This is a genomic window from Leisingera sp. CC-HEC096, from assembly GCF_059429235.1.
Genome location: NZ_JCAIJS010000005.1, coordinates 14,970 through 38,056, shown reverse-complemented (window position 1 = coordinate 38,056; position 23,087 = coordinate 14,970). Strand labels below are relative to the sequence as shown.

Here is a 23,087-nt window from a genome sequence, read left to right as displayed (position 1 = left end):
TAGGGGAGTGAGATGTGTCTGACCGCAGCACAAATCTGCACAGCTTGTCCCAAGAGATATTTGAGAAATTAAAATGCGTAGTGGAATCCGCGTTACCGCTGCTGCGATCAGGAGATGATGAGTTCCACTTGAGGGACGTTTCGCTTCCTGATGAAGCACTGCCTTTCAGGGGGCCGGAGGAGGAACAGCGCCGCGCAGACAGACCTCTGTCCCTTTGGGAGCACTTGGACTCGGAAGTTGCACAACGTTTTTCGGTCAACAGCTTGAAGCTTGATCTTCCCTTTATTGTAATCTCTTCCAGCTTGGTGGAAGGCCGCCGTCTCGCGGGTCATATCACGAAGCAGGGCGGCGAGGTGCACTTGGTTACAGACCTTGACGAGGCACTTGGCGTCTTGCGCGGGCAGCCGGAGATCTGGTCGATGGCGGTGCTGGATGTCGACAGCCTTGGGGGGATTCTGGAACTGTCAGACGATCTGATGGATTTCCGTGCCGAAGTGCCGGAAGTGCCGGTCATGCTGGTGTCCGCAGGGTTTTCCCAAGATGATTTGACTGAAGAGCGTCTCCCGATGTGCGACGCTTCGGTTCGAAACCCTGCCCGTTTGCCTTCCATAGTGAAAGGCGTGGCAGCGGCAATCGAAAACAATAAGACATGGCGGATGCGCGCAGAAACATTATTGAATTGAATTTCAATAATTCGCGGTTCTTTTACTTCCTAGCTCCACCCTCTCCTTGAGGGTGAGCTATTAAATACACTTTTAAGTTTAAATAATAGATTCTCGGAAGGTCTTATTATCTTCGGGGCCTTATCTAGCGAGGTGCAGTTCGTGCAGTCTTGCTCCGTATGACTTCTCATCGGCGCACGCTCAACCAACCAAAAGAACCCTCCCGCGCAGGGTGAGGTATCCACCCCAGCAGAACGTGAGATCCGGCGTCCGAGATCAGAAATGCTGCCATCCGGTTCCATGCCGACTACAGGCCGGGGCAGCGGGCTGGTTTCCCTGCCGTAAGCGTTCAAAGGCATCGATAGCAACCCGCTCACTTTCCCGCGCGGCGAAGTTCCAGCCGACTTGGGGGGAAGCCAGAGCAAAGGCCAGGTTTTCCGGACTTCAGTAGTCTCTTCCGGGCAGAAGCTGCCGGAGCTGGGCCAGTCTCCCGCGGAGGCACTGACAGGAGCAAGGAGGGCCGGAAGGGCAGTCGGTGGTTTCTGAGCCTCGGAGGAAAACTGAGGCGCTTTGCGCCGCTCCGTAGGCGGGCTTTGGCTCGGCCCACGTTGCTGGCCCGGGCGAGCAACGTTCAATTCGGCCCTGCGGGCCTCATAGAAGGTCCACACATAACGCAGCAAGCTGCAAATCAGCGCAAGGCGCTGATTTAATTGGCAAAATTGGCATTTTTTCAAATTGGGGGTGGCAGCACCCTGTGAACCCGTATTTTTAAGGGGTCCAGAGGCCCCAAAATGGCCCGTGGCAGGGGTTGTGGCAGAGCTGTGCCATGCCATGCCACGCGAATGGCATGGCATGGCAGCGCGGTACTGGCCGGTTTCGGCCCGCTTCAGGAAGCTCATCATCGCTCAATCTCCGCCTCTGCTGCCGGTTCGTTTTCCATGCCGCCACGCTCTAAATCGCGCAGGATCGCCGTTTGAACCGATGTCTCGTTTGCCCGCAGTTTCTCGATCTGGAGTTCTTCGGACGACTGTGTTTTCGCGCGCATACTTTCCGCGGCCTCGGAGACCAATGCTCAAGAGTGTCTGGTGGTTCTTAAGTGGACATTTCAGAATGTGAATCCACCTGTGAGCGAATCTTTAACATATAAACATAGTTATGTTAAAATTATGGATTTCCTGGGGTGACCCGTGCTTGGCTGTTCCAAAACCTGTTTGCTGGCTTGAGCGCCCGGAGCCACTTCAACGGGTGACATTGCCGGTGTCTTGCGGCAAAGATGCCACGACGTTCTTCTGACCAAATTCAGTAGTTAAATGTTCGACGCTGCAATTATTATCCCGCACTTTAATGACCTGCGACGCCTCACGCGCTGCCTGAACGCCTTGATGCCGCAGCTTGTGCCCGGGGTTGAACTGCTTGTGGTCGACAATGCTTCGACCGAAGATCTGTCCTCCCTTCGCGCAGCATGGCCGGAATTGCGCATCGTCCACGAGCCGCGCAAGGGGGCGGCTGAAGCCCGCAACCGCGGGGTGGCCGAAACGAGGGCTCCGCGTCTGTTCTTCCTGGATTGCGATTGCGTGCCGGCAGCGGACTGGCTTGCCTCCGCCCTCGCGGTTGCGGACCGCGGCGATATCATCGGCGGCGCGGTGACAGTGTTTGACGAAACCCCGGCGCCACGGTCGGGCGCAGAGGCCTTTGAAACGGTCTTTGCTTTCCACAACCGCCGCTATGTCGAGGAAGAGAATTTCTCCGTCACCGCCAACCTGCTGACCCGGAGGGACGTATTTGAGGCAATCGGACCTTTCGTGGCCGGCGTGTCTGAAGATCTCGAATGGTGCCGCCGGGCGGCCGCCAAAGGCTATGGCCTGGTTTATGAGGACAGCCTGCGCGTGGCACATCCCTCGCGGCAGGACTGGGATGCATTGCGGCGGAAGTGGAAGCGCATGACAGAAGAAAAATTCTGTCTGAATGGAAACGGGCCGCTGGCGCGCCTTAGATGGGCTTTGGCATCCTTGATGATGCCAGGAAGTGCTTTGATCCACATGCCGCGCGTCATCCGCCATCCCGCACTGCGGGGAGCGGCCGAGCGCCGGGCGGCCTTGCAGACCCTTTTCAGACTCCGAATGCAAAGAATGGCGTGGATGCTGGCGCAGGCCTGGACGGGCAGCCGCTGAACCTGGGCCGGGTTTCGGAAAGCCGCGCCGCACAGGCCTGAGACGGCGGAACATTGCCAATGGAGCGTGCTCTGGGGTCCTATTTGGACTTTACCGCTGTAATCTCCTATGTCGTGTGCACGTCTCTCTTAGAATCTCTTTGACCTGTCGGCCTTGAAATCGACGGCGGCATCCCTGAAAAGGCACTTATCTGGATTGGTTCAGTGCGGAAATTTTGGCCATGCAGGTTAGGAATGATCCAGGACGGCCATGTTGTCATGTTAACCTGGCTGCTGCTCTGTTAGTGGACCGGTATTGGAAGTTCGATAGTTAAGGATTTTGGTCGCATGAAAATTGCAATTTTCGGCATCGGCTATGTGGGTTTGACGGCAGCGTGCTGCATCGCGATGGAAGGGCATCAGGTCACCGGGATTGATGTAAGCCAGGACAAGGTGACGGCCCTCCTGGAGGGGCGCCCTCCGATCATCGAACCGAAAATCGAACAGATGATGGCCGAAGCGCTGGCCGCCGGAACCCTGACCGCCTCTACCGGGATCGGCAGCAGCCTGGAGGACGCCGACATTGCCATCGTCTGTGTTGGCACTCCTTCTGGTCCCGACGGCGCGCATGACATGCGCTATATCATCGACGTCACGCAGCAGATCGCCCAAGCAGTCCCGGCCGGCCGCGCCAAGCCGCTGACGGTTGCCTTCCGCTCCACCTTCCGGCCCGGAACCGTCGAGGACATCGTCATGCCGATTTTCGAGGACCGGCTTGGTGCGGAATGGCACAAAGCGGTGGAAATCGTATACAATCCGGAATTCTTGCGCGAAGGCTCGGCGGTGGAAGACTATTTTGCCCCGCCGAAGATCGTGGTGGGCACTCGCGACGGCGAACCCAGCGCCAATATGGACCGGCTGCATGCCAATATCGAAGCGCCGGTCTTCCACGTCGGCTTCCGCACCGCGGAGTTCACCAAATTCGCTGACAACACCTGGCATGCAGTCAAGGTTGCCTATGCCAATGAGCTGGGCCGAATCTGCCTCGATCTGGGCATTCCGCCTGCAGATGTCCACAAGATCTTCGTCTCCGACACAAAGCTCAATGTCTCGCCCTACTACCTGCGCCCCGGCGGCGCCTTCGGTGGCTCCTGCCTGCCGAAGGATGTGCGCGCCCTGCAGCATATCGCCGGAGACATCGGCGCCAGCACCCATCTGATCGACAGCTTGCTGCGCTCGAACGAGGCGCATAAGCACCGGCTGTTCCTGCATGCCGCCGAAGGGCTGGCGCCGGGGGCTTCGGTGCTGATCGCGGGTCTCGCCTTCAAGGCTGACACCGATGACCTGCGCGAAAGCCCAAATGTGGACCTGGCTCGCAAGCTGCTGGCCGCCGGTTACGACGTGCGGATCTTCGACCCGGCGGTCGATGCCCGCAAGCTGGTCGGCGCCAACTTGGGCTATGCCTTCAGCCAACTGCCACAGCTGAAGCGCTTGCTGGTCACCAAGGCCGAGGCCGAAAGCGGATCCTTTGCCCGGGTGATGGCCACCAACGCAACCGTCAAGCTGCTGGATCTGCCTGCAGGCACCGAAATCGCCGATCTGTCGAAGCTGTCGGGGGTCCGCAAGAGCGGTGAGGCGGCATGAAGGACGTTTTGCACGCCTCGGATGTGTTCTCCCGGCTGGCTGATGAACGCACGCTGGCGGGACGCAAGATCCTGATATTGGTGGAAAACCTTCCGCTGCCCTTTGACCGGCGGGTCTGGCATGAATGCCTGACCCTGCGCGCCGCCGGAGCGGAAGTGGCAGTGATCTGCCCTACCGGCAAGGGTTATGAAAGCGCATACGAGGAGCTGGAAGGCATCCATATCTACCGCCATTCCTTGCCGCTGGACGCAAAAGGGGCGGCCGGCTACTTGGTGGAATACTCCGCCGCCCTGTGGCACCAGTTTCGCCTGTCCTGGAGGGTCTGGCGGCGGCACGGGTTCGACACCGTGCAGGCCTGCAACCCACCCGACCTGCTGTTCCTGGTGGCGCTGCCCTACAAATGGTTCAAGGGCGTGCGGTTCATCTTCGACCACCACGACATCAACCCGGAGCTGTATGAGGCCAAGTTCGGCCGCCGCGATTTCTTTTGGCGGTTAATGCTGTTCCTGGAGCGGCGCACCTTCAAGGCGGCGCAGACGGTGATCTCCACCAATAATTCCTACCGTGAGATCGCTCTGACCCGCGGCGGTAAGGAGCCCGAGGATGTCTTTGTGGTGCGCTCCGGGCCGAACCTCGACAAGATCAGGCTGATGGATCCGGATCCGAAGTGGCGCAACGGACGCCGTCATATGGTCGGCTATGTCGGGGTGATGGGCGACCAGGAAGGCATCGACCTGATGCTGGAGGCGGCGCGCATCCTGATCTTTGAGCACAAGCAGGATACCCAGTTCGTCTTTGTCGGCGGCGGCCCGGCGCTGGCGGCACTGCAGGAGCAGGCCCGGGCGCTGGGGCTGGACAGTCATGTCACCTTCACCGGGCGGGCTCCGGACGAGGATCTGTTCTCGGTGCTGTCCTCTGCGGATGTCTGCGTGAACCCGGACCGGGTGAATCCGATGAACGACAAATCGACCATGAACAAGATCCTGGAATACATGGCGTTTTCCAAACCGATTGTGCAGTTCGATGTGACCGAGGGGCGCTATTCGGCGCAAGAGGCTTCGCTTTATGCCGCCCCCAACGATAGCGCCGACATGGCCTCCAAGATCGCCGCGCTGCTTCAGGATCCCGAGCGATGTGCCGAGATGGGGCGGATCGGCCGCCAGCGCATCGAATCCGAGCTGAGCTGGGCCTATCAGGCGGACACGCTGATCGCGGCCTACAAGCGGGTGATGGAAAAGTAAGCCGTCAGCCGGGCGGCTCCCGGCCCGCATTCTGCAGCAGATAGTCTGCCAGCGTGGGCACAATCAGGTCCGCGGCGGTCTGCTGATCCGGGTGCAGGCCGTCCGCTTGCAGCCCCCGCGCCGCCCGCGGCAGGGCCAGCCAGCGCGGATAGAGATCCACCAGCCCAAGGTCCAGGGCTGCGGCCAGCTCGCGGTACTGGCGGTAATGCGCCCCGAGCCGCGGCCGCAGCAGGCCGCGCAGGCCCTGAGCCGGGCTCATCGTCAGCAGCACGATATCCGCTTGTGGCTGCAGAGCCCGCAGGTCCTGCACCAGCGCCGCATGGCTGCGGCGCGCGTCGGCCAGGCTTAGGCCGTCGCGGATGTCGGCATCATTGATGGCAAATTCAATGAACACCCAGTCGGGCGCGCCTTCCGCCGCCCGCCGGGTCTGGTCCTGGCCCCAGCGCGACCCGGCACCGGGCCGGGCCAGGATGCTGAGGTCGACTTGCTGGTTCAGGCGGGCCTGAAGCGCCTGGTGCAGGCTGTCCGGCCAGATCTCTTCATGCGACAGGCTGGTGCCCAGCAAGGTGATCCTGAGCGGGCGGCCGTCGGGCAGGCTCAGCGCGGCAGGACGGTCCTGGGGCGCAGGCACTGGGCGCGCCATCCAGAGTGTCGCTCCAAGGGCCAGGAGCGCCGCGCCGCAGGCGAGCCAAGCCCTGCGCATAGCTCAGGTCAGACCGGCTTCGGCCAGGCGGCTTTCGGTTTCATCGGCACTGAGATAGCGCCCGTAAGGGCCGACTTCGATGCCCGTGCGCACGATGCGGGCCGGGTTGCCGGCAGCGATGCTGTTGGGTGGCACTGATTTGGTCACGATGGCCCCGGCCGCGACGATACTGTTGTCGCCGATCTCCACCCCGGGCAGGATCATCGAGCGTCCGCCGATGAAGCAGTTCTTGCCGACGCGCGTGTGCAGATACAGGCCGCGTGTCCGGTCATGAGTCAGGATGCGTGCCTCGAAAGCGACATAAGAATTCTCGCCTACATGCACACCGATCGGGAAGGTCCGGTCGAGCTTGGCGGAAAGAGACATCTGCATCGTCGGATGCAGATCCATGCCCCAGAGGCGAACCAGTACCTGCCGCCGCAGGCCGACCAACAGATTCCTGAAACCTGCGATGCGGTTCAGCCCGCGCCGCCGTGCTTTTTGAGGGGGGGCTGCAACTTGATCTGGCATGGGTATGACTATTCCACTATACGCGGGTGGCAGTTTAACGTTTACGCACAAGCATGTGATTTTGGCGGCAGCCGGAAATTTTAATGTAGATGCATTGCAGGATCTTTTTGAGAGGTCAAGCGGGGAAGAGTGATGTTCCGGGTTCTTAGGGAGCAGTTAAAAATATTCTTTTCTGCTTGGCACTTTGCCGCCGTTCTGCTCTTGGCACTGCCTGTTCAGGCAAAAGAGGTGACTGTCGGATCCTCCGAAGCCTTGGCCGCAGCTCTTGTTAAGATGCGTGCCTCCGCGGGCGGCCCGTGGACAATCCGCCTGCTGCCGGCTGTCTATGACAGCGTTCTGATCAAGGATATCGAAGGCCCTCTGACACTGACGGCAGCGGATGCTAAGAACCGGCCGCGTCTGACCAAGCTGACAGTCGTCGGCAGCACTGGCGTGGCGTTTCATCAGCTGGTTATTGATTACGTTTTCCCTGGCGGCGATGCGCCGCTATGGGCGTCGCCGTTCCGGCTTTACCAGTCCCGGAACGTGAGCTTTGACAACGTCTTGTTCGACGGCGACATCTACCGGAGCGGCGCCCCTGCGGATGATGGTTTCCCCAGCGGCCGTGCCCTGCTTGCGGAGGACATCATGGGGCTTCGCATCCTCAACAGCGAGCTGCGGGGGTTCTGGCTTGGGGTGACGATTCTGCGCAGCGGCGATGTCGTGTTCGCGGGCAACGATGTGCACAGCCTGCGCAAGGATGGGATGAATCTGGCGCAGGTGCGCGATGTATTGATTGAAGACAATGTTTTCCGCGACTTCGACCGCTCTGCCTCATCGGATGATCACGCTGATTTCATTCAACTCTTTTCTACCAATACGGAAAAGCCCTCGGTGGGGGTGACGATCCGCAACAATATCTTCAATTCCGGCCATGGGCTCTATACCCAATCCATCTTCTTCCGCAATGACCGGGTCGACAAAGGCTTGGATGGCCCGGAAATGTTCTTTCGCGATATCTTGGTCGAAAATAACGTCATCATAAACGCCCACCTGCACGGCATCACTATTGGCGAGACCGACGGGCTGACTATTCGCAACAACACTCTGATCCGCAACCGCCGCTCAGAAGGAGAGAAGTTCTCCGAGCAGCTCGCCTCTCCCCGGATCAATGTGGCGCCTGCCAGCCGCAATGTTCGGATCGAGGGCAATATTGCCTACCGGTTTCCTGACCCGCAGGGGCCGGATTGGACACTGCAGAGCAATCTGGCTATCCAAGATGCCGGACTGGCTAGGCCCGGGTTCTACGATCTGGTTTTTGAGAACGCCCGCAAAGGAGATCCGCGGGACCTCGCCTCTTTCCGCTACCGGCGGGGCGGCCCGGCTGCTGGGCGCGGCATCGGCGCGCCGCAACTGGAGCCGGAAGAATGAACAAGAGTGGCCTCATACCGTCGCTAGACGGGTTTCGCGCAATCGCGATTGCCATCGTCTTCTCCGGCCACGTCCGGCTGCTTCCCGGCATCCCAGGCGGCTATGGGGTGACGATTTTCTTTTTCCTCTCCGGCTTTCTGATCACCTCGCTGCTGGTGCGGGAATACGAGCGCTTCGGCTCCATTTCCTTTCCGGCGTTTTTTGCCCGCCGGATCCTGCGTCTGCTGCCGCCTTTGGCCGCGACGCTGGCGGTCGGCACCCTTCTGGTGCTGGCAGGCCGGGTGCCGGGCGATCTGGATATCCAGACTTTCACTAGCCAGATCTTTTTCTATTTCAACTACTTTCATGTCTACGGCAGCGGCGGCAGCAGCGTCGAGGGCACCAGCATACTATGGTCTCTCTCAGTTGAGGAGCACTTCTACTTGGTCTGGCCGGTGCTGTTTCTCGCCATTGCACGGGGCAAGCTGGGGCTGGGATTTGTTGCCGCGGTTCTTGTGGCCATCCCGGCCTGGCGCGGCGTCCGCTTCTATTTTTGGGGCGATAGCGAATGGATCATTTATTCCCTGACAGATACCCGCTTTGACAGCCTGCTTTACGGCTGCCTGCTGGCGCTCCTGATGGCGCAAGGGCGTGCCGGACAGCTGTTTACGCAAACCGCGCGGGCGCGGGCGGTCTGGCTTGGCGCAGCCCTGCTGGTGACGCTGACAACACTGGCGCTGCGGGATCCGGCATTTCGGTCGACACTGCGCTATTCACTGCAGGGGCTCGCCCTCATGCCAGTGTTTTACTACGCGGTGACCCGGCCGGACCTGCTGGTCTTCCGGCCGCTGAACTGGGGCTGGGTGCGCTGGCTCGGGATCATGTCCTATACGTTCTATATCTGCCACTACGTTGTGATCTACCTGTTCAAGAGCTATGGGCTCTTTGACAGCAGCTATGCGCTGTTCTTCGGCGGGACATTGGGCCTGTCGCTGTTCTGGGCCGCAATGGTTTACTATTTTCTTGAGCGTCCGCTGGTTCCGCTCCGCAAACGCCTGACAGGTCATGCCGGGCCGCAAGCGGTTTCCGAAAGTCCTGTTCCCGAAAACACATGACTGACATCGCTTCCGCCCGCAACACGGCTTCCAAACAGGCCAAACCGATCAGCGCCGCTGCCCGCAGCAGGCTGGTCAGGCTGATCATCATTGCGCTGCTGACCCCGCTCTCCTTTGAGGTAGCGGGCATCCGGCTGACGCCCTCCCTGCTTCTGATGATCGCCTTGTTCCCCTTTCTCTTGCAGCAGTTCCTGGCCGGCGTGGTGCGCTGGCGTACACCGGATCTGCTGTTCAGCTTTTATGTGTTCTGGCAGGCGCTGACGATCCTGATGAACAATCCGGAACGTTTCGTGGCTTTTACCGGCCAGCAGACGCTTTCGACCTTTGCCGTCTACCTGGCCGGGCGCCTGCTTGTTCTGAACCGGCAGGACTTTATATCCTTCGTTCTGTTCTGGGCGGGTGCCTCGATGCTCAGTGTGCCCTTCACGCTTTACGAGGCGCTGCGCGATGATCCGGTCATCCTGCGACTGATCAGCGACTATACCCCGTTCAACTCTTTTGCGTTCAATAACTACGAGCCCCGTTTGGGCCTGTTTCGGGCGCAGTTCGTCTTTGTCCACCCGATCCACTACGGGCTGATGGGCGCCCTGATCCTGATGCCCTTCTGGCACGGCCTTGCTGCACGCTTGCCAGCTGCGCGGCGTGCCTGGGGCACGGTGCTTATCTTTGCTGCCACGTTTCTGTCGGTCTCCAGCGGCGCGGTGCTTTCGGTTGTCCTGCAGGCCGGAACCTTCCTCATGCACCGGGCCGCCGCGCGGGTCGGGCCGCCCTGGCGGGTGCTGCTGATTTCGGGCGGCGTAATTTATGCTCTGCTGGAGCTGCTGTCGAACAAGAGCGCCTTTGCCGCGGTTAGCGGGCGACTGGCGTTCAACTCCGGAACCGCCTACTACCGGACCCTGATCTGGGAATATGGCGGCGCTCAAGTGCTGCGGACACCGATTTTCGGAAACGGCTACAACTACTGGCCCCGGCCGCATTGGATGCTGGCAAGCGTGGACAACCACTGGCTCCTTATGGCGATGGTTCACGGTTTGCCCGCATTGATTCTGCTGGTCGCCGCGTTGCTTTATGCTTTTTTTGCGGTGAACAAGCCGGCGCTGCTTGGCGACCATGAACTGGATCGCATGCGGCTGAGCTGGACGCTGGCTCTGATTGGCCTGTGCATGAGCGCCTCGACAGTGGCGCTCTGGGGGGAGATCCAGATGTTCTTCATGCTCCTGTTCGGAGCAGGTTTCTGGCTGGCGGATACCGGTCCGACCGCAGCGTCGGAAGAAGCTGAACCGGCCGCGCAGGCACCCCGCCAACTGCCCTTTACCCGTTTCCCTTCCGGCGACAGGGTAGGCCGGAAGACGCGCCTGGGCCGCGCCGACCCGACATACAGCAGGACAAGTATATGACCATCGAGACTTCCCCCGTACCGACGGGCGTGCCCGAGCTGACGGTCATCATTGTCAGCTACAACACCCGCGATCTGACGCTGAAGGCGCTGGAGACGCTTTATACCACCACCCGGCGGACCCGGTTTCACACCGTGGTTTTCGACAATGCCTCGCAGGACGGCTCTGCCGAGGCCATCGCCGAAGCCTTTCCGCAGGTGGAACTCATCGCCTCCAAGGAAAACCTTGGCTTTGCCAAGGCCAACAACCTGGTGGCCGCGCAGGCCCGCACCGAGTGGCTGCTGCTGCTGAACCCGGATACCGAATGCCACGAGGGCGCCGTCGACAACCTGCTGGCGTTTTCCAGGGCGCATCCGCAGGCGGGCATCACCGGCGGGCGCACGGTGTTCCCGGACGGATCTCTCAACATCGCGTCCTGCTGGATGCGGATCACCCCTTGGTCGGCTTTCTGCAAGGCCACCGGACTGTCGTCGGTCTTCTCCAGCAGCCGGTTTTTCAACAGTGAAGGTATCGGCGACTGGCAGCGCGACAGCGTGCGCGAGGTCGACATTGTCGTCGGCTGCTTTTTCATGATTCCGCGCGCGCTCTGGAACCGGCTGGGCGGCTTTGACCTGAAATACTTCATGTATGGCGAGGAGGCCGATCTCTGCCTGCGGGCCCGCGCCCTCGGCTACCGCCCGATGATCACCCCGCAGGCTCAGATCATGCATTTGGTCGGGGCCGCCTCTAAGACCCAAGCCCGCAAATACGTGCTCAGCGCCAAGGGGCGGATGACCCTGATGCAGGACCACTGGCCGGCCTGGCAGGTGCCGTTCGGGCGGGCAACGCTGGCGGCCTGGGCCGGCAGCCGGGCGCTGGCGGCGGGCGCCGTGGCGAAACTGACCGGCCGCAAGACGGAAGCGGCACAGAAATGGGCCGGGATCTGGGCGGCGCGGCGGGACTGGCTGCAGGGGTACTGAATGCATAAAGAAGCTGTTCACAAGATGCGCCGCAGCCGGGCGCAGCGTTTCCTGAGGCTTCTGGGATCGGTCTGCGATCCCCGCGCCTGGGCGCATCTGGTCAAGGTCGTCAACTACTATAACTATTCCCACCTGCAGGAGCTGCGCAAAGCACAGGTGGCGCGTTCCGCCAACATCTCGCCCACAGCCAGTTTCGCCAACGGCCGGAACATTGAAATCGGCGCCCGGGTAACCTTGGGGGCAGATTGCAGGATCTGGGCCGGGCCGGGCAGCGCGCGAGTGGTGATCGGGGAGGATGCCCTGTTTGCGCCTGACGTGATGGTGACCGCCAGCACCTACCGCTACAACGACGGCGCACCGGTCACCGCCCAGGCGATGGACGAGGCAGACATTGTCATCGGCCCTGACTGCTGGATCGGGCGCGGCGCGATCCTGCTGGCCGGCACCCGGCTGGGGCGCGGAGTGATCGTGGGGGCGCATTCGGTCGTGCGCGGCAGTTTTCCCGACAATGCGGTGATTGCCGGTGCGCCGGCCCGGGCCGTCAGCCGGCGTCAGCTGGCAGCGGCAGAGTCTGCTGCCGCCGACGGCTGACGCTGACGATGATGTCGCCCTGGATGCATCGCCTGGCAGGCGCTTGCCTGCTGCTCACTGCCTGCGCCTTGGCCGCGGGGCTGTTTGGGCATCTGGTCCCGGACGGCAGCCCGCTGCTATCCACTGTCCTGCGCATGCTGGACAGCCTGCGCCCGCATCTGCTGGCGCTGGCGGCCGTGGGCGGCGCCGGGCTGGCCGGCCTGGGGCTGCGGCGGACCGGGCTGGCCTGCCTGCTGGCGGCCGCTCTGGGGGGCGGGTTGCTGATCCTGGATTACCGGGCCCGGGCCCTGCCGCTCAGCAGCGCGCCGGGGGCCGGGCTGACGGTGCTGTGGTTCAACCTCGAGAAGGACAACCCGGTGCCCCCTGCCCGGCTGGAGGCGGCGCTGCGCGCCTCTGGCGCCGATGTGATCGTGCTGGCCGAGGCGCTGTCGGCCCGGCCTGTGATGCCGGGCCTGCGTGCGCACTACCCGTACCAGGCAGGCTGCGCCTCCGCCCGAGCCTGCGAGCTGCTGATCCTGTCCCGCGTCCCGATCGGGGAGCCGCTGCTGTTTGACACCTTTGCCGGGCCTGACCGGTTTGCCAGTTTCGAGCCCCAGCTTCCAGGGGCGGGCCGGGTGCGGATTGTTGCCCTGCACCGGATCAAGCCCTGGTATCTGGGCATGACCGGAATGGAACAGGCCTGGATCGGCGCCGTTCTGGCGCGGGCGCCGCAGCGGCCGCTGATCGTGATGGGGGATTTCAACGCCGCCCCCTGGAGCCGCAGCCTGCGCAGCCTGGAGCAGACGCAAGGGCTGCGCCACCCCGCTCTCCCGATTGCCACCTGGCCGCGGGAGCTGGGGGGATTAGGGCTGCCGATCGATCACATCCTGCTGCGCGGTGCTGCGGTGTTCCAGGATATTTCGCCTTGGGGAGAGCAGCTGGGCTCCAATCATCGGGGGCTGCTGGCGCGGATCGCGCTGCCGTCGGCAGCTCCTCCCTGAGCGTCCCCGGACAGGAGCTAACTTTCCCTTGCATTTCCACCGGCGGCCCGAAAGATTGAGGCGCCTTTGCTGCCCCCGTCTTTCAGCGCCGCCCTTCTTCCTTCCGCCCTTCTCCGATGAGACGCCTCATGCCATTTTTCAAAATTGATAACAGCCTCGTTTATTACGCTCATGTTCCGAAATGCGGCGGCACGTCCATTGGCTACTACATCAATGAGCGCTTCGGCCCCCTTGCCTTTCAGGACAACACCTATTTCAAACGGCCGGAACACTGCCGCTGGACCCGGTCCTCGGCGCAGCATGTCGATGCCGCAGTGCTGGAACACTTGATTCCCCTGTCGTTCTTCTCGGCGATTTTCACCATCGTGCGGCACCCGGTGGCCCGGGTGGTGAGCATCTACCATTTCCAGCTTGAAGTGGAGCGCTCCATTCCCGGCGGCACCAGTTTCGGCGACTGGCTGAAAGGGCTTGAGGCGCAATATGCCGAAGCCCCGTTTGCCTATGACAACCATGCCCGCCCGATGAGCGACATCGTGCCGGAAGGCGCCACGGTCTTTCACATGGAGCATGGGCTCGATGCGCTGGTGCCCTGGTTCGACCAGCTGGCCGGCCGGGCAAACGGCCCGCGGGCTATTCTCCCGGAAAACACCCGGGGCCAGTTTGTGCACACGGGCCGGGAACGGGTGGTCCCAGGTGATGCGGAGCTGGAACTGATCGCCTCCATCTATGCGGAAGATTACAAGCGGTTTGGATACAGCCTGCATGACAAGCTGCCCAAAACGCCGCCCCCGGCCATCGGTGCGGACTTCCTGGCGCAGCGCGACCGGGCCCTGGCCGCGGCACAGCAGCCCGTTGCACGGCTGAAGCGCAAGCTCCGCCAGAAGCTGCGCAAGGTCTGACGGCTGCCGATGCTGCGCAAGATCCTTCTGCTGCTGTCCGGCAATGCAGCGACCTCGATGATGCTGTTTGCCCGCAACTTAGCCTTGGCCTGGCTGGTGCCGGTGGCGGACTACGGCATCGCATCGACCTTTGCGATCGCCATGGCGGTGGTGGAGATGTCGACCCAGTTCGGCCTGCAGGTGCAGATCGTGCAGGACCGGCAAGGAGATGACCCGCGGTTCCAGGCGGCGCTGCAGGGGTTCCAAGTGCTGCGCGGGGTGCTGGCGGGAGCGGCGCTGTTCCTGCTGGCCGAACCGATCGCGGCTTTCATGCACATTCCGCAGGCGGCCTGGGCCTATCAGGTGATGGCGCTGGTGCCGGTGCTGCGCTCCCTGCAGCATTTTGACATCCACCGGCTGAACCGCGACATGCGCTTTGCACCGCTGCTGCTGACCGGAGGGCTGCCCGCGCTGGCGTCGCTGCTGGCGCTCTGGCCGCTGGCGGCCTGGCTCGGAGACTACCGGGTCATGCTCTATGCGCTCCTTTTGCAGGCGGTTCTGGAGACGGCGACCTCGCATTTGACTGCGGAGCGGCGCTACCGGCTGGTGCTGGACCGGGCGGTGATGGGCCAGTCCCTGCGGTTCGGGTGGCCGCTGCTGTTGAACGGGGGGCTTCTGTTCCTGGTGTTCCAGGGCGACAAGGTGATTGTCGGGCGGGAGCTGGGCATTGAGGTGCTGGCGGTCTTTGCCATGGGGGTGACGCTGACGCTGACGCCCACGCTGGTGATGACCAAGTCCGTCCAGAACCTGTTTCTGACGCCGCTCAGCAGGGCTGCGGAAACCCGGGCCGCCAGCCCGGTGCCATTTCAGCGGGCCGCTGAAGCGGCTATCCAGGGCAATATTTTGGGCGGTGCGGTGTTGATCGCTGGCACGCTGCTGCTGGGGCCGTGGTTTGTCAGGGTTGCCTTAGGGGAGGCCTATGGCGCGCTCTCCTGGATGCTGGTCTGGCTGGCAATCCAACAGGGGCTGCGGGTGTTCAAAAGCGGCCCGAACTTAGTGGCGCTGGCCTGCGGGCACACCGTGAACGCATTGGTGTCAAACGCGGTTCGTGCAGCTAGCCTCGGGTTGACCTGGTGGCTGGCTGTGCAAGGCTTCGGGCTGCCGGCGATCCTTGCCGTTGCCATTGCCGCTGAGGCCATCGGCGGTGTTCTGTCAGTGGTTCTGATGCAGTTTCGTGTGCGGATTGCGCTGTGGCCGCTTCTGCCTAGCCTGATGGCTGCGCTGGGAGGGGTGCTGACCGCTGGGGCCGCGGCGGCGGCCCCCTCGATTGGCCTGCCGCAGGCCTGGGTCACAGGCTGTACTCTGCTGACCCTGGTGTTCTTTGTCTTGCTTCTGGCGGCCGGGGGGGCGTTCCGGCAGCATCTGCGCAAAGCGGAGGCCTGAGCCTGCCCCGGTCTGGGCCGCTAGCTTAAGTCAAGGCAGCTGGGCCTTGCATCACAGCCACAATCGCCACCTTCTAAGCTCATTGTTTCTAATTTGACTACATGTTTCACCTGTTTGAGGTAGAAGTTCCAAGGGGACGGAGTTTTGATTCTGAGGGCGACTTGGTGATGCTTGTTATCTATATCCTAGCCTCTGCATATATTTGCGTGGCAGTGTTTTCTGTCATCATGACATGTCTAGAAAGCGCAAAAAACCCTTATGGAAGAAAGGCTTATCACGGAATCGGGGTGCTCCTGTGCCTCGTGTGGCCAGTCATGCTCATTGCGATCCTGGTTACGCAGACGTACATGCTGTTCAATGGCCGCCGGATGAGTCACAGCAACAGCTAAAACCATGGTCGTGCGGCATCATAAGGTGCCTGGCTGAATGAGATAAGCCTTTGGTACTATAAGGCAATCCTGCGCAAGGGCCGCGTGCTGAATCGTGGCGGGAGATCTGAGACAGCTTGTTTTCTGGATCCTGCCAGCCTGTCTGCCTTGCCCCGTGAACCTTCTTGTTTGAGGTGTATTAACGGTTGATGCCATGTTCGTAAAATTTATAACTAAGTTAATTAAAGGCTAACGGCATGGCCGCGCGAATCCTCCTCCTGGCAAAGGGGAACGCGGTATTGGATTTACAGGGTATTGATTAATGCATGATTTGGTTGCACCGGCTGCGGATACAGGCCTGGTACTGAAGGGACAGAAGCGTTTTCCCTCTGGGTATTATGCGTCTTTTGGAAAGCGGCTGCTCGACATCCTGGCTGTTTTTTGCGTGGCACCAGTTGTTGCTCTTGTTCTGATCCCCTTTATGGCTCTGATTGCCCGCGATGGCGGCAGCCCGTTTTACACGCAACTGCGCCTTGGCCGGGGCGGTAAAGTTTACCGCATGTGGAAACTGCGCTCGATGGTGGTGGATGCGGACAAGAAGCTGAACGCCTATTTGGAGGCCAACCCGGAGGCTAGGGCGGAATGGGACCGGACACAGAAGCTGAAAAACGACCCGCGCATCACCAGGGTGGGCCATTTGATCCGCAAGACCTCCCTGGATGAGCTGCCGCAGCTGTGGAATGTGCTGACCGGCGAGATGAGCCTGGTAGGCCCGCGCCCGATGATGGTGTCGCAGAGAAATCTGTACCCTGGCCAGGATTACTATGCGCTGCGTCCGGGCATTACCGGCGCCTGGCAGGTTTCGGCCCGCAATGAAAGCACCTTTGCAGAGCGTGCCTCTTATGACAGCAAGTATCTGCGCCGTCTGTCTGCCAGGACGGATGCCGCCATTCTGGCCAGGACAGTTGTTGTCGTGTGTAAGGCAACCGGGCACTGAGACCCGCTGCCTGAGCCGCGCTTCCGGCTGAAGAGGCGGTTTTCCCCATTGCGAAAGCAGCGGGTGTTGCGCGGCGGCGGCAACCGGCGTGCGCCCGCTTTTCCAGATCTTTTCTTTTTACAGCTATCAACCCTTTCCTGAGCAGCTCGCCGCGGAGCCAAAAACTGCCGGGAGACTTTCATGCATCGGGTTGATCAATTTTTACGCTGCAGTAACGGGCTGGCACACCCGCTCCTCATGCTTGCATGCCGGGCAAGCATGACCAGGACAGTCGTCGCTGGCAGCCAAGCAATCAATGCGGAGCGGCGGTGATGCTTGGGGTGGGTTTTTCCGTCACCGGGCACACGGTTTGCCAGCGCCGCCAGAGCAGCGCTGGCGGCCCCTTTAAGGCTGTCATTCTAGGTCAGAGCGAGGACTTCTACGTCATCAGCTCTGGCAAAAATATCCTCGCACCCGAGCCGCTGGTGGCTCAGGGCCTTGTGACCTTCTGGTGGCACAACAGGGTGACTGACGGCGCGCCGGGGGTTCAATCGGTTACTCTGGACGATGCTGCGGTAGCAGGCGATGCCCGGGTGACCGCCGGCATGGTTGCGATGGCGAATGTGTTCATGCGCCATCTGCCGGGCCGTGAGGTGCATCTGGTGATGCTGGTGCAGTCGGGCACGCAGCCGCGCGAGGTGATGGACGATGCATTTGTGCCCAGCAACCCCGAGGCGCCGAAACGCCGCTGGCAGGATGACTGGGAGGTCCATGCCGCCGCCACGGCGGACGGGGTGCCAGTGCAGTGGGGCTGGCACTCGTGGTTTGCCGGGCCCGGGGCCTATGCGGATGATTACGGTAAGGCATTTGCGGCCTACCTCTGGGGCCGTGATCTGAACGGGGGATTGCTAACTTATTCCGAGGGTGCGCCGCTGAGCCTGACGGTTGGCGGAAACACCTGGGCCGTCTCCCGCACCCTGCGCGACATGTTCGGCGGCGAAGGCCCCACATGGATTGGCATGGGCGGCGCACATCGTTTCGAGGACTACTCGGCAACCGATCTGCGGAACGCCACTACCTATGCGGGCGGCGGTGTTCAGGCCAACTTTCTCAACAAGGAGCGGGCCACCAGCTCGTGGCGCAATCTTCTGGAGAGCCCGGCGTTTTCGAGCCGCGTCTCGCGCGTGGGGATGCACCTCAATGCCCACAGCATCGGCGAGCCGGATGGCACGGGCGGCTGGACGGATGGAACCCACCCCTCCGGCTGGACTGATGACGGCATCAATGCCCGCGCGCGCCAGACCGCCCATACGATCCTGCGCGGCGCAGGCCTAACCAGCTATGCGCTGCCGGTGATCGACCAGGCCGAATGGCAGCCGGACGGCTCCTTTATGGAGTTCTGGAGCAGCGCAGGCCCCATCACCACCCTGCGGGCAGAGGCAGGCGATCCGGCGCTGCCCGCTACATACCCGCATTGGACCGAAGTGCTGGGAGTGCAGGTGGATGGGGTGCCTGCCGAACGTGCCGAGCTGGCGGCGGGCCGGGTGCGGGTCTACCCCAACAGCGGGTCTTTCACCAATCTCAGCCGCGTCAGCTTCGGCGAGGGCGGCGGCTCGGGGAACCTGCTGTTCCCCGAGGACTCGCAAAATGCGCTCTACCGTAACTTCCCCATCGTGGATGTGGGCCTCGCGGACGTGCCCGGGCTGCCGCTGGCGCATCTGCCCGATGACGCAGTGATGGCCTCCACCGTGCCCGGCGCACCCTCTTTCACTGCCTCGGCTGCCGGACCCTATTTCGTGGATCCAGCCACCGTGCCAGCGGGCACCAGCGCGGTCACATTCACAGCTGACATTGTGCTGGCGTCAGATCCTGCGGATGGCTCCCCCACGGTGTTCTCGATCAACGGCTTGCAGCTCCGCCTCCAGCCGGTGCTGCCGAACAACTTCCTCAGAATGACGGTCAAGGACGGCTCCGGCGCCACGATGGTCAACAACGCATCCAGCGCAACCGGCGTTTTTGTGACGGAAGCGCTCTCCACCTTTACCTGCTCCGTGGATCTGGCCGCGGGCTATGCCCGGGTGTGGACGGATGGCGTGCTGGTCATTGATGAGGCGTTCAGCTCCGCCGCGCCCGCGTTCCAAACCAGCCGCCGCGTGGCACTGCTGGCGGAGGCGTTTGGCTCCGATCAGACCGAGGCGACCGTCCAGCGCGCGGCGGTCTGGTTTGAGGCTGCACCAGACGGCACCGTGCCGGGCAATCCGCCGCACGCCGAAATTGCAGGCGGTACGGCCACGGTGAATGCGCACGCCTGGAAAACCGGTGCAGACGCGGTCTGACGGCGGGAAAGCGGCCTTTGCGGGCCGCTCAGCGCCAGCGAGTAAGCGGTCAGCACAACTCCGGCTGCGCCCGCAGACGGATAAAGCAGCACGCCGATCCAAAGCGGCAGCCCCGCCGCCGCATACCCCAGAGCCGCGGCGGCAAACCCCGTAATCATACCCGAAATTAATACTGCCAGAACCTTGGGGCCTGCTTTCCTGGCACCCAGTCTAGACTGGCGGCCATGCGGCCCCATAAGCCTGACTTTTGGAGAGGTCTCCTCCACAAGAGGTGAGAAGCTCTCTTAAGACGCGCCCGGTCAGCGCAAGAGATCAGGTCGCCGTGCCTTCCGCCTGCATGACTGCCAGAAGCGGCCGCCCTGCCCGGCGGCCAAGCAGCCTCCAGCGGCTGCGGACCTAACCTGAAATCCTTACATTTTCCTAAAGTTCTGCAAGCAAGACATACTAATGTCCGAATCCAACCGCTGATTGTCCCGTTCGGGTGCGTAAACCAGAGCCCAAGCTAAACGCACTGAATTAGAGGGCATGGTCATGATGGAATATCAGAAAGTGGTGTGCCGCACGCAGGAAGAATTGGATGCTGCGTATAAGGCAATGTCGGCAGGTGAAGGCGGGGAAATCCTGCTTGCGTCCGGCACGACGTTTCAATTCCGAGCCTGGGATATTGAGAAGCACTGGAATGAGGCCCCGGTCACGATTCGCTCCCTCGATCCCGACTCGCCGGCCTCGATGGACATGGTGAGAATGAAAGGGATCGAAAACGTCACATTCGAGGATATCAGCATGCACCTCGAAAACGGGGCGTCCCACGGGGCAAGCGGCATGATAAACCTCAATAGCTGCAGCGGGATCACCTTCCGTAACTGTGAGATGACTGGCGCCGCCGAAGGCCCGCCCGGTACCGTTGAAAACTTTGAAGTTGCAGCAAATTCTTCCGTCGTGCGGGACTCGGAAGCGATTATTTTCGAAGACAACACTATTTCCGGCTTTAACCATGGCCTGGCTTTCCTGGATTGTCGCGACGTGACCGTTAAGGGTAACGAGATGAAGGAGATGCAGGGTGATGGCATCAGGATCGGGGGGGTGGACGGCATGCAGGTGGCAGGCAATCACCTTCATGACTTCCTCGGTTCCACTCAGGAATTCAATCACTCCGACTTTATTCAGCTGTGGGGGCGGAACATTTCTATAAACAACAAGGATATTTCAATCACTGAAAATATATTGAATACTGGAAGTGGCGCGCAGTATCAAATGATATTTGGTGCCAATAGTGAATTCGAGGAAAATGGATTATATTTTCAGAACATAGAAATTGCGGGAAATGTTATATTCGGGTCCCACTATAATTCCATCGCCATTGACCACACAAAGGATGCCGTTGTCCGGAACAATACCGTCTTGTACAATAAGAGCGCCTACAGCGTGGAGAAAGACGGGTCTTTTGCAGCTGTAGGCAAGGCCGGGGTGATCGACATCGGCGGTATCGGAGCCGTTGTGGAGAACAACATCGCTCACATGGTCCAGAACGCGGGCAGCAATACGGTTCTAGGCACCGGGGATAACCCGGAAAATGATTTCCGGAATCATTTTATCAATGCGGAAGCAGGCGGCGATGGCGATCTGCGCGATCTCATGCTGCGCCCGGACAGCCCGCTGAATGGTGTTGCAGGCAGCTGGCTGACCTGGGCGGATTCAGATGCGGACAGCCTGACGGCGGTGGCGGATGTCACGGTTTCCGATTTCGATCATTCGCTGGTGACGCTGTCGGCGGAGTTTTCCCGCGGGCCGGACGGCTACGCTGCTGAGAATGGCGCGCAGTTTCTTTGGATCTTTGCGGATGGCACCACCAGGAGCGGCGCCGTGGTGGAGCACGACTTCGAAACCGCAGGCCGGCACGACTACGTCCTGGTTGCCACTCTGCCCGACGGGTCGCGCGATGTCATCAGCCGCAGCATCGATATCGAGTCCCCGCGTGTCTTCGACCTGACATTCTCGGGTCAGGAGTGGGCGGACACTGCGGACGGGGAGGCCAGCATCGCGCTTGCGGGCGGAGCAGCAGTTCAGGACGGCTGGCTGCAGATCGGCGGCCAGGCGCACCTTGAGGTGGCCCGTTCCACCGACGGTCTCTTCGCGCTCGATAGCTTCAATCTGGGCATTAGCATCGATCGCGAAGACGGTGCAGAGGGGACTTTTCTCGAGCTGTCCCGCACCTTCTCTGCCCGCATCGATACGGACGGTCACGTGTGGTTCACCCTCATTACTGATGAGGGGGAATTCACCCTCATCAGCGGCGAAGCCCTCTTTGCTGATGAGCAGCCGCATCACTTGAATTTCGTGTATGACGGTGACACCGGCAGCCTTGCGCTGATGGCCGACGGCAAGCTGACCGACTCTATTGAAGCCCATGGCACAACCAACCCAAAACTATACTGGGGGCTGACCGTCGGGCGCACCTGGGGGGATACCTTGCCTGCTCATGTGAAGGACGTCTATTTTCTAAATGAGAGCATCTCCCGGGATGGCAGCCAGCCCTATGACCTCGGCCCCGATGCCGAACCCAGTTTCCTGGGACACCTGTTCTGGGATGCCAGCGGGGTGGAGGCCATCGATCTCGACTACAGCCTGTCCGGCCCCGGCCCCTGGACGCCAGAGGGGATCAACATCAGTGAGAACCAGCTCACCCTGACCCGCCAGAACGATGTTTTCTATGAGGCAGAGGCCTTCAGCCTGTCCTTCGACCTGCAGCTCAATGAGGCCGGCGGGCATGGCACGGTTGTTTATCTGCACGATACTCTGGAACTGACTCTGAACGAGGCCGGGCAGCTGGTTCTGCGCCTCAACACCAGCGAAGGCTGGGAACAGATCGCCACTGCCCCGGCCGCTTGGGACGAGGAGGTGCATTCGATCAGTATTGCATACGACGGTGCTGAAAACAGCCTGCAGCTGATTGTGGACGGCACCCTGGCCGCCAGCGGAACGCATAGCGGCGAGACCCCGGAAATCAAGTACTGGGGGGTCAGCTTCGGCCACCCTTGGGCGGATAGCTCGCTTGATGCCATGGTCAATTACATCAGCGTCTCCAGCGCGGGCGAGATCCAGGACGGCGCGCCCGGGGCGGGCAGCACTTATGACTTCGCGGCCCATGACCTTTCCGGAGAGGCGGTGCTTGCCTTCGATTTCGAGGGCGGCCAGCTTGCTGATCTCTCGGGCGGGGGTGCCACGGTTGACACTCCCGAGGGGAACCTGGTTTTCAGCGAAGAGCGCGGCTCGCAGGTGCTTCAGGTCACCTCCGGCCCCGCCGCCGCCGAAGTCTCACGCGAGTACGATGCGCTTTACGAGCAGGATGACTTTGTTTTTGCGTTGGATCTGAAAAGTGAGTCTGAAAACGGGCGGTCGGTCTTCGGCGTGCACAAGGCATTCCGGCTCGATGTGGCGGATGATGACCTGGTGTTCCGGATGACAACCTCCGAAGGCCAGTTCGAAGTCGCAACCGATGGCGACGTCCTAGCGGACAGGGGGTGGCATGCGGTCGAAATTGCCTATTCAGACAGCCTCGGAGTGCTGCAGATCAGCGTCGATGGCGTGCTTGCCGATACCGTGGCCGCAGGCGGCCAGACACCGGAGCGGGAATACTGGGGGTTGGACCTGGGCAGCAAATGGGGCCGCGGCTTCGAAGGGCAGATCGACGACTTTGCTTTCATGACGGACGTCAATGCCGATCACTTCGATCTGTTCTGAGAGGG

18 protein-coding genes are annotated in these 23,087 nt (G+C 61.4%); 15 read left to right on the top strand and 3 right to left on the bottom strand.

The window, feature by feature from the left end:
• The first annotated feature begins 14 nt into the window (after positions 1-14).
• A complete protein-coding gene (locus AC5STI_RS20335) occupies positions 15-683 on the top strand; it encodes a hypothetical protein (RefSeq protein ID WP_495448080.1) in 669 nt (222 codons plus the stop codon).
• 877 nt (positions 684-1,560) lie between these two features.
• On the opposite strand, the gene AC5STI_RS20330 is transcribed toward AC5STI_RS20335, so the two are convergent.
• Positions 1,561-1,707 (bottom strand): hypothetical protein, encoded by a 147-nt coding sequence (locus AC5STI_RS20330; RefSeq protein ID WP_495448078.1) that lies wholly within the window; start codon positions 1,705-1,707, stop codon positions 1,561-1,563.
• Positions 1,708-1,972: 265 nt separating this feature from the next.
• Between AC5STI_RS20330 and AC5STI_RS20325 the strand changes: the two genes are divergently transcribed.
• From AC5STI_RS20325 to AC5STI_RS20315, 3 genes are all read left to right on the top strand, one after another.
• Positions 1,973-2,833: a glycosyltransferase family 2 protein gene (locus AC5STI_RS20325; protein ID WP_495448077.1), complete on the top strand. Its 861-nt coding sequence runs from the start codon at positions 1,973-1,975 to the stop codon at positions 2,831-2,833.
• Positions 2,834-3,159: 326 nt separating this feature from the next.
• Complete coding sequence (locus tag AC5STI_RS20320; protein WP_495448076.1) at positions 3,160-4,455, top strand: nucleotide sugar dehydrogenase; 1,296 nt, start codon at positions 3,160-3,162, stop codon at positions 4,453-4,455.
• On the top strand, positions 4,452-5,696 hold the full coding sequence (locus tag AC5STI_RS20315; RefSeq protein ID WP_495448075.1) for a glycosyltransferase family 4 protein: 1,245 nt from the start codon (positions 4,452-4,454) through the stop codon (positions 5,694-5,696). Before AC5STI_RS20320 ends, AC5STI_RS20315 begins: the two co-directional genes overlap by 4 nt.
• Positions 5,697-5,700: 4 nt before the next feature.
• On the opposite strand, the gene AC5STI_RS20310 is transcribed toward AC5STI_RS20315, so the two are convergent.
• Entirely contained in the window at positions 5,701-6,327 is a 627-nt protein-coding gene (locus AC5STI_RS20310) for an SGNH/GDSL hydrolase family protein (protein WP_495448074.1), read from the bottom strand.
• 75 nt (positions 6,328-6,402) lie between these two features.
• Positions 6,403-6,909: an acyltransferase gene (locus AC5STI_RS20305; RefSeq protein WP_495448073.1), complete on the bottom strand. Its 507-nt coding sequence runs from the start codon at positions 6,907-6,909 to the stop codon at positions 6,403-6,405.
• 132 nt (positions 6,910-7,041) lie between these two features.
• Here AC5STI_RS20305 and AC5STI_RS20300 point away from each other — a divergent pair, with 132 nt between their 5' ends.
• The 11 genes from AC5STI_RS20300 to AC5STI_RS20250 all read left to right on the top strand — a co-directional run bounded on the left by AC5STI_RS20300 (position 7,042) and on the right by AC5STI_RS20250 (position 23,082).
• A complete protein-coding gene (locus AC5STI_RS20300) occupies positions 7,042-8,319 on the top strand; it encodes a right-handed parallel beta-helix repeat-containing protein (RefSeq protein WP_495448072.1) in 1,278 nt (425 codons plus the stop codon).
• Positions 8,316-9,413: an acyltransferase family protein gene (locus tag AC5STI_RS20295; RefSeq protein WP_495448071.1), complete on the top strand. Its 1,098-nt coding sequence runs from the start codon at positions 8,316-8,318 to the stop codon at positions 9,411-9,413. Before AC5STI_RS20300 ends, AC5STI_RS20295 begins: the two co-directional genes overlap by 4 nt.
• Positions 9,410-10,810 (top strand): O-antigen ligase family protein, encoded by a 1,401-nt coding sequence (locus tag AC5STI_RS20290; protein ID WP_495448070.1) that lies wholly within the window; start codon positions 9,410-9,412, stop codon positions 10,808-10,810. The genes AC5STI_RS20295 and AC5STI_RS20290 overlap by 4 nt, the downstream gene beginning before the upstream one ends.
• Entirely contained in the window at positions 10,807-11,769 is a 963-nt protein-coding gene (locus AC5STI_RS20285) for a glycosyltransferase family 2 protein (RefSeq protein ID WP_495448069.1), read from the top strand. Before AC5STI_RS20290 ends, AC5STI_RS20285 begins: the two co-directional genes overlap by 4 nt.
• Positions 11,770-12,360: an acyltransferase gene (locus tag AC5STI_RS20280; protein ID WP_495448068.1), complete on the top strand. Its 591-nt coding sequence runs from the start codon at positions 11,770-11,772 to the stop codon at positions 12,358-12,360. It begins immediately after the preceding gene.
• Between the two features lie 23 nt (positions 12,361-12,383).
• Complete coding sequence (locus AC5STI_RS20275) at positions 12,384-13,340, top strand: endonuclease/exonuclease/phosphatase family protein (RefSeq protein ID WP_495448067.1); 957 nt, start codon at positions 12,384-12,386, stop codon at positions 13,338-13,340.
• A 128-nt stretch (positions 13,341-13,468) separates the two neighbouring features.
• Positions 13,469-14,239: a sulfotransferase family 2 domain-containing protein gene (locus AC5STI_RS20270; protein WP_495448066.1), complete on the top strand. Its 771-nt coding sequence runs from the start codon at positions 13,469-13,471 to the stop codon at positions 14,237-14,239.
• A 9-nt stretch (positions 14,240-14,248) separates the two neighbouring features.
• Positions 14,249-15,661 (top strand): oligosaccharide flippase family protein, encoded by a 1,413-nt coding sequence (locus tag AC5STI_RS20265; protein ID WP_495448065.1) that lies wholly within the window; start codon positions 14,249-14,251, stop codon positions 15,659-15,661.
• 690 nt (positions 15,662-16,351) lie between these two features.
• On the top strand, positions 16,352-17,026 hold the full coding sequence (locus AC5STI_RS20260) for a sugar transferase (protein WP_495448064.1): 675 nt from the start codon (positions 16,352-16,354) through the stop codon (positions 17,024-17,026).
• A gap of 311 nt (positions 17,027-17,337) precedes the next feature.
• Positions 17,338-19,341, top strand: a complete 2,004-nt coding sequence (locus tag AC5STI_RS20255; protein WP_495448063.1) for a hypothetical protein — start codon at positions 17,338-17,340, stop codon at positions 19,339-19,341.
• Positions 19,342-19,872: 531 nt separating this feature from the next.
• Positions 19,873-23,082 carry a LamG-like jellyroll fold domain-containing protein gene (locus AC5STI_RS20250; protein WP_495448062.1) on the top strand — a complete coding sequence of 1,070 codons (3,210 nt, stop codon included), beginning with the start codon at positions 19,873-19,875 and terminating at the stop codon, positions 23,080-23,082.
• The last annotated feature ends 5 nt before the right edge of the window (positions 23,083-23,087 follow it).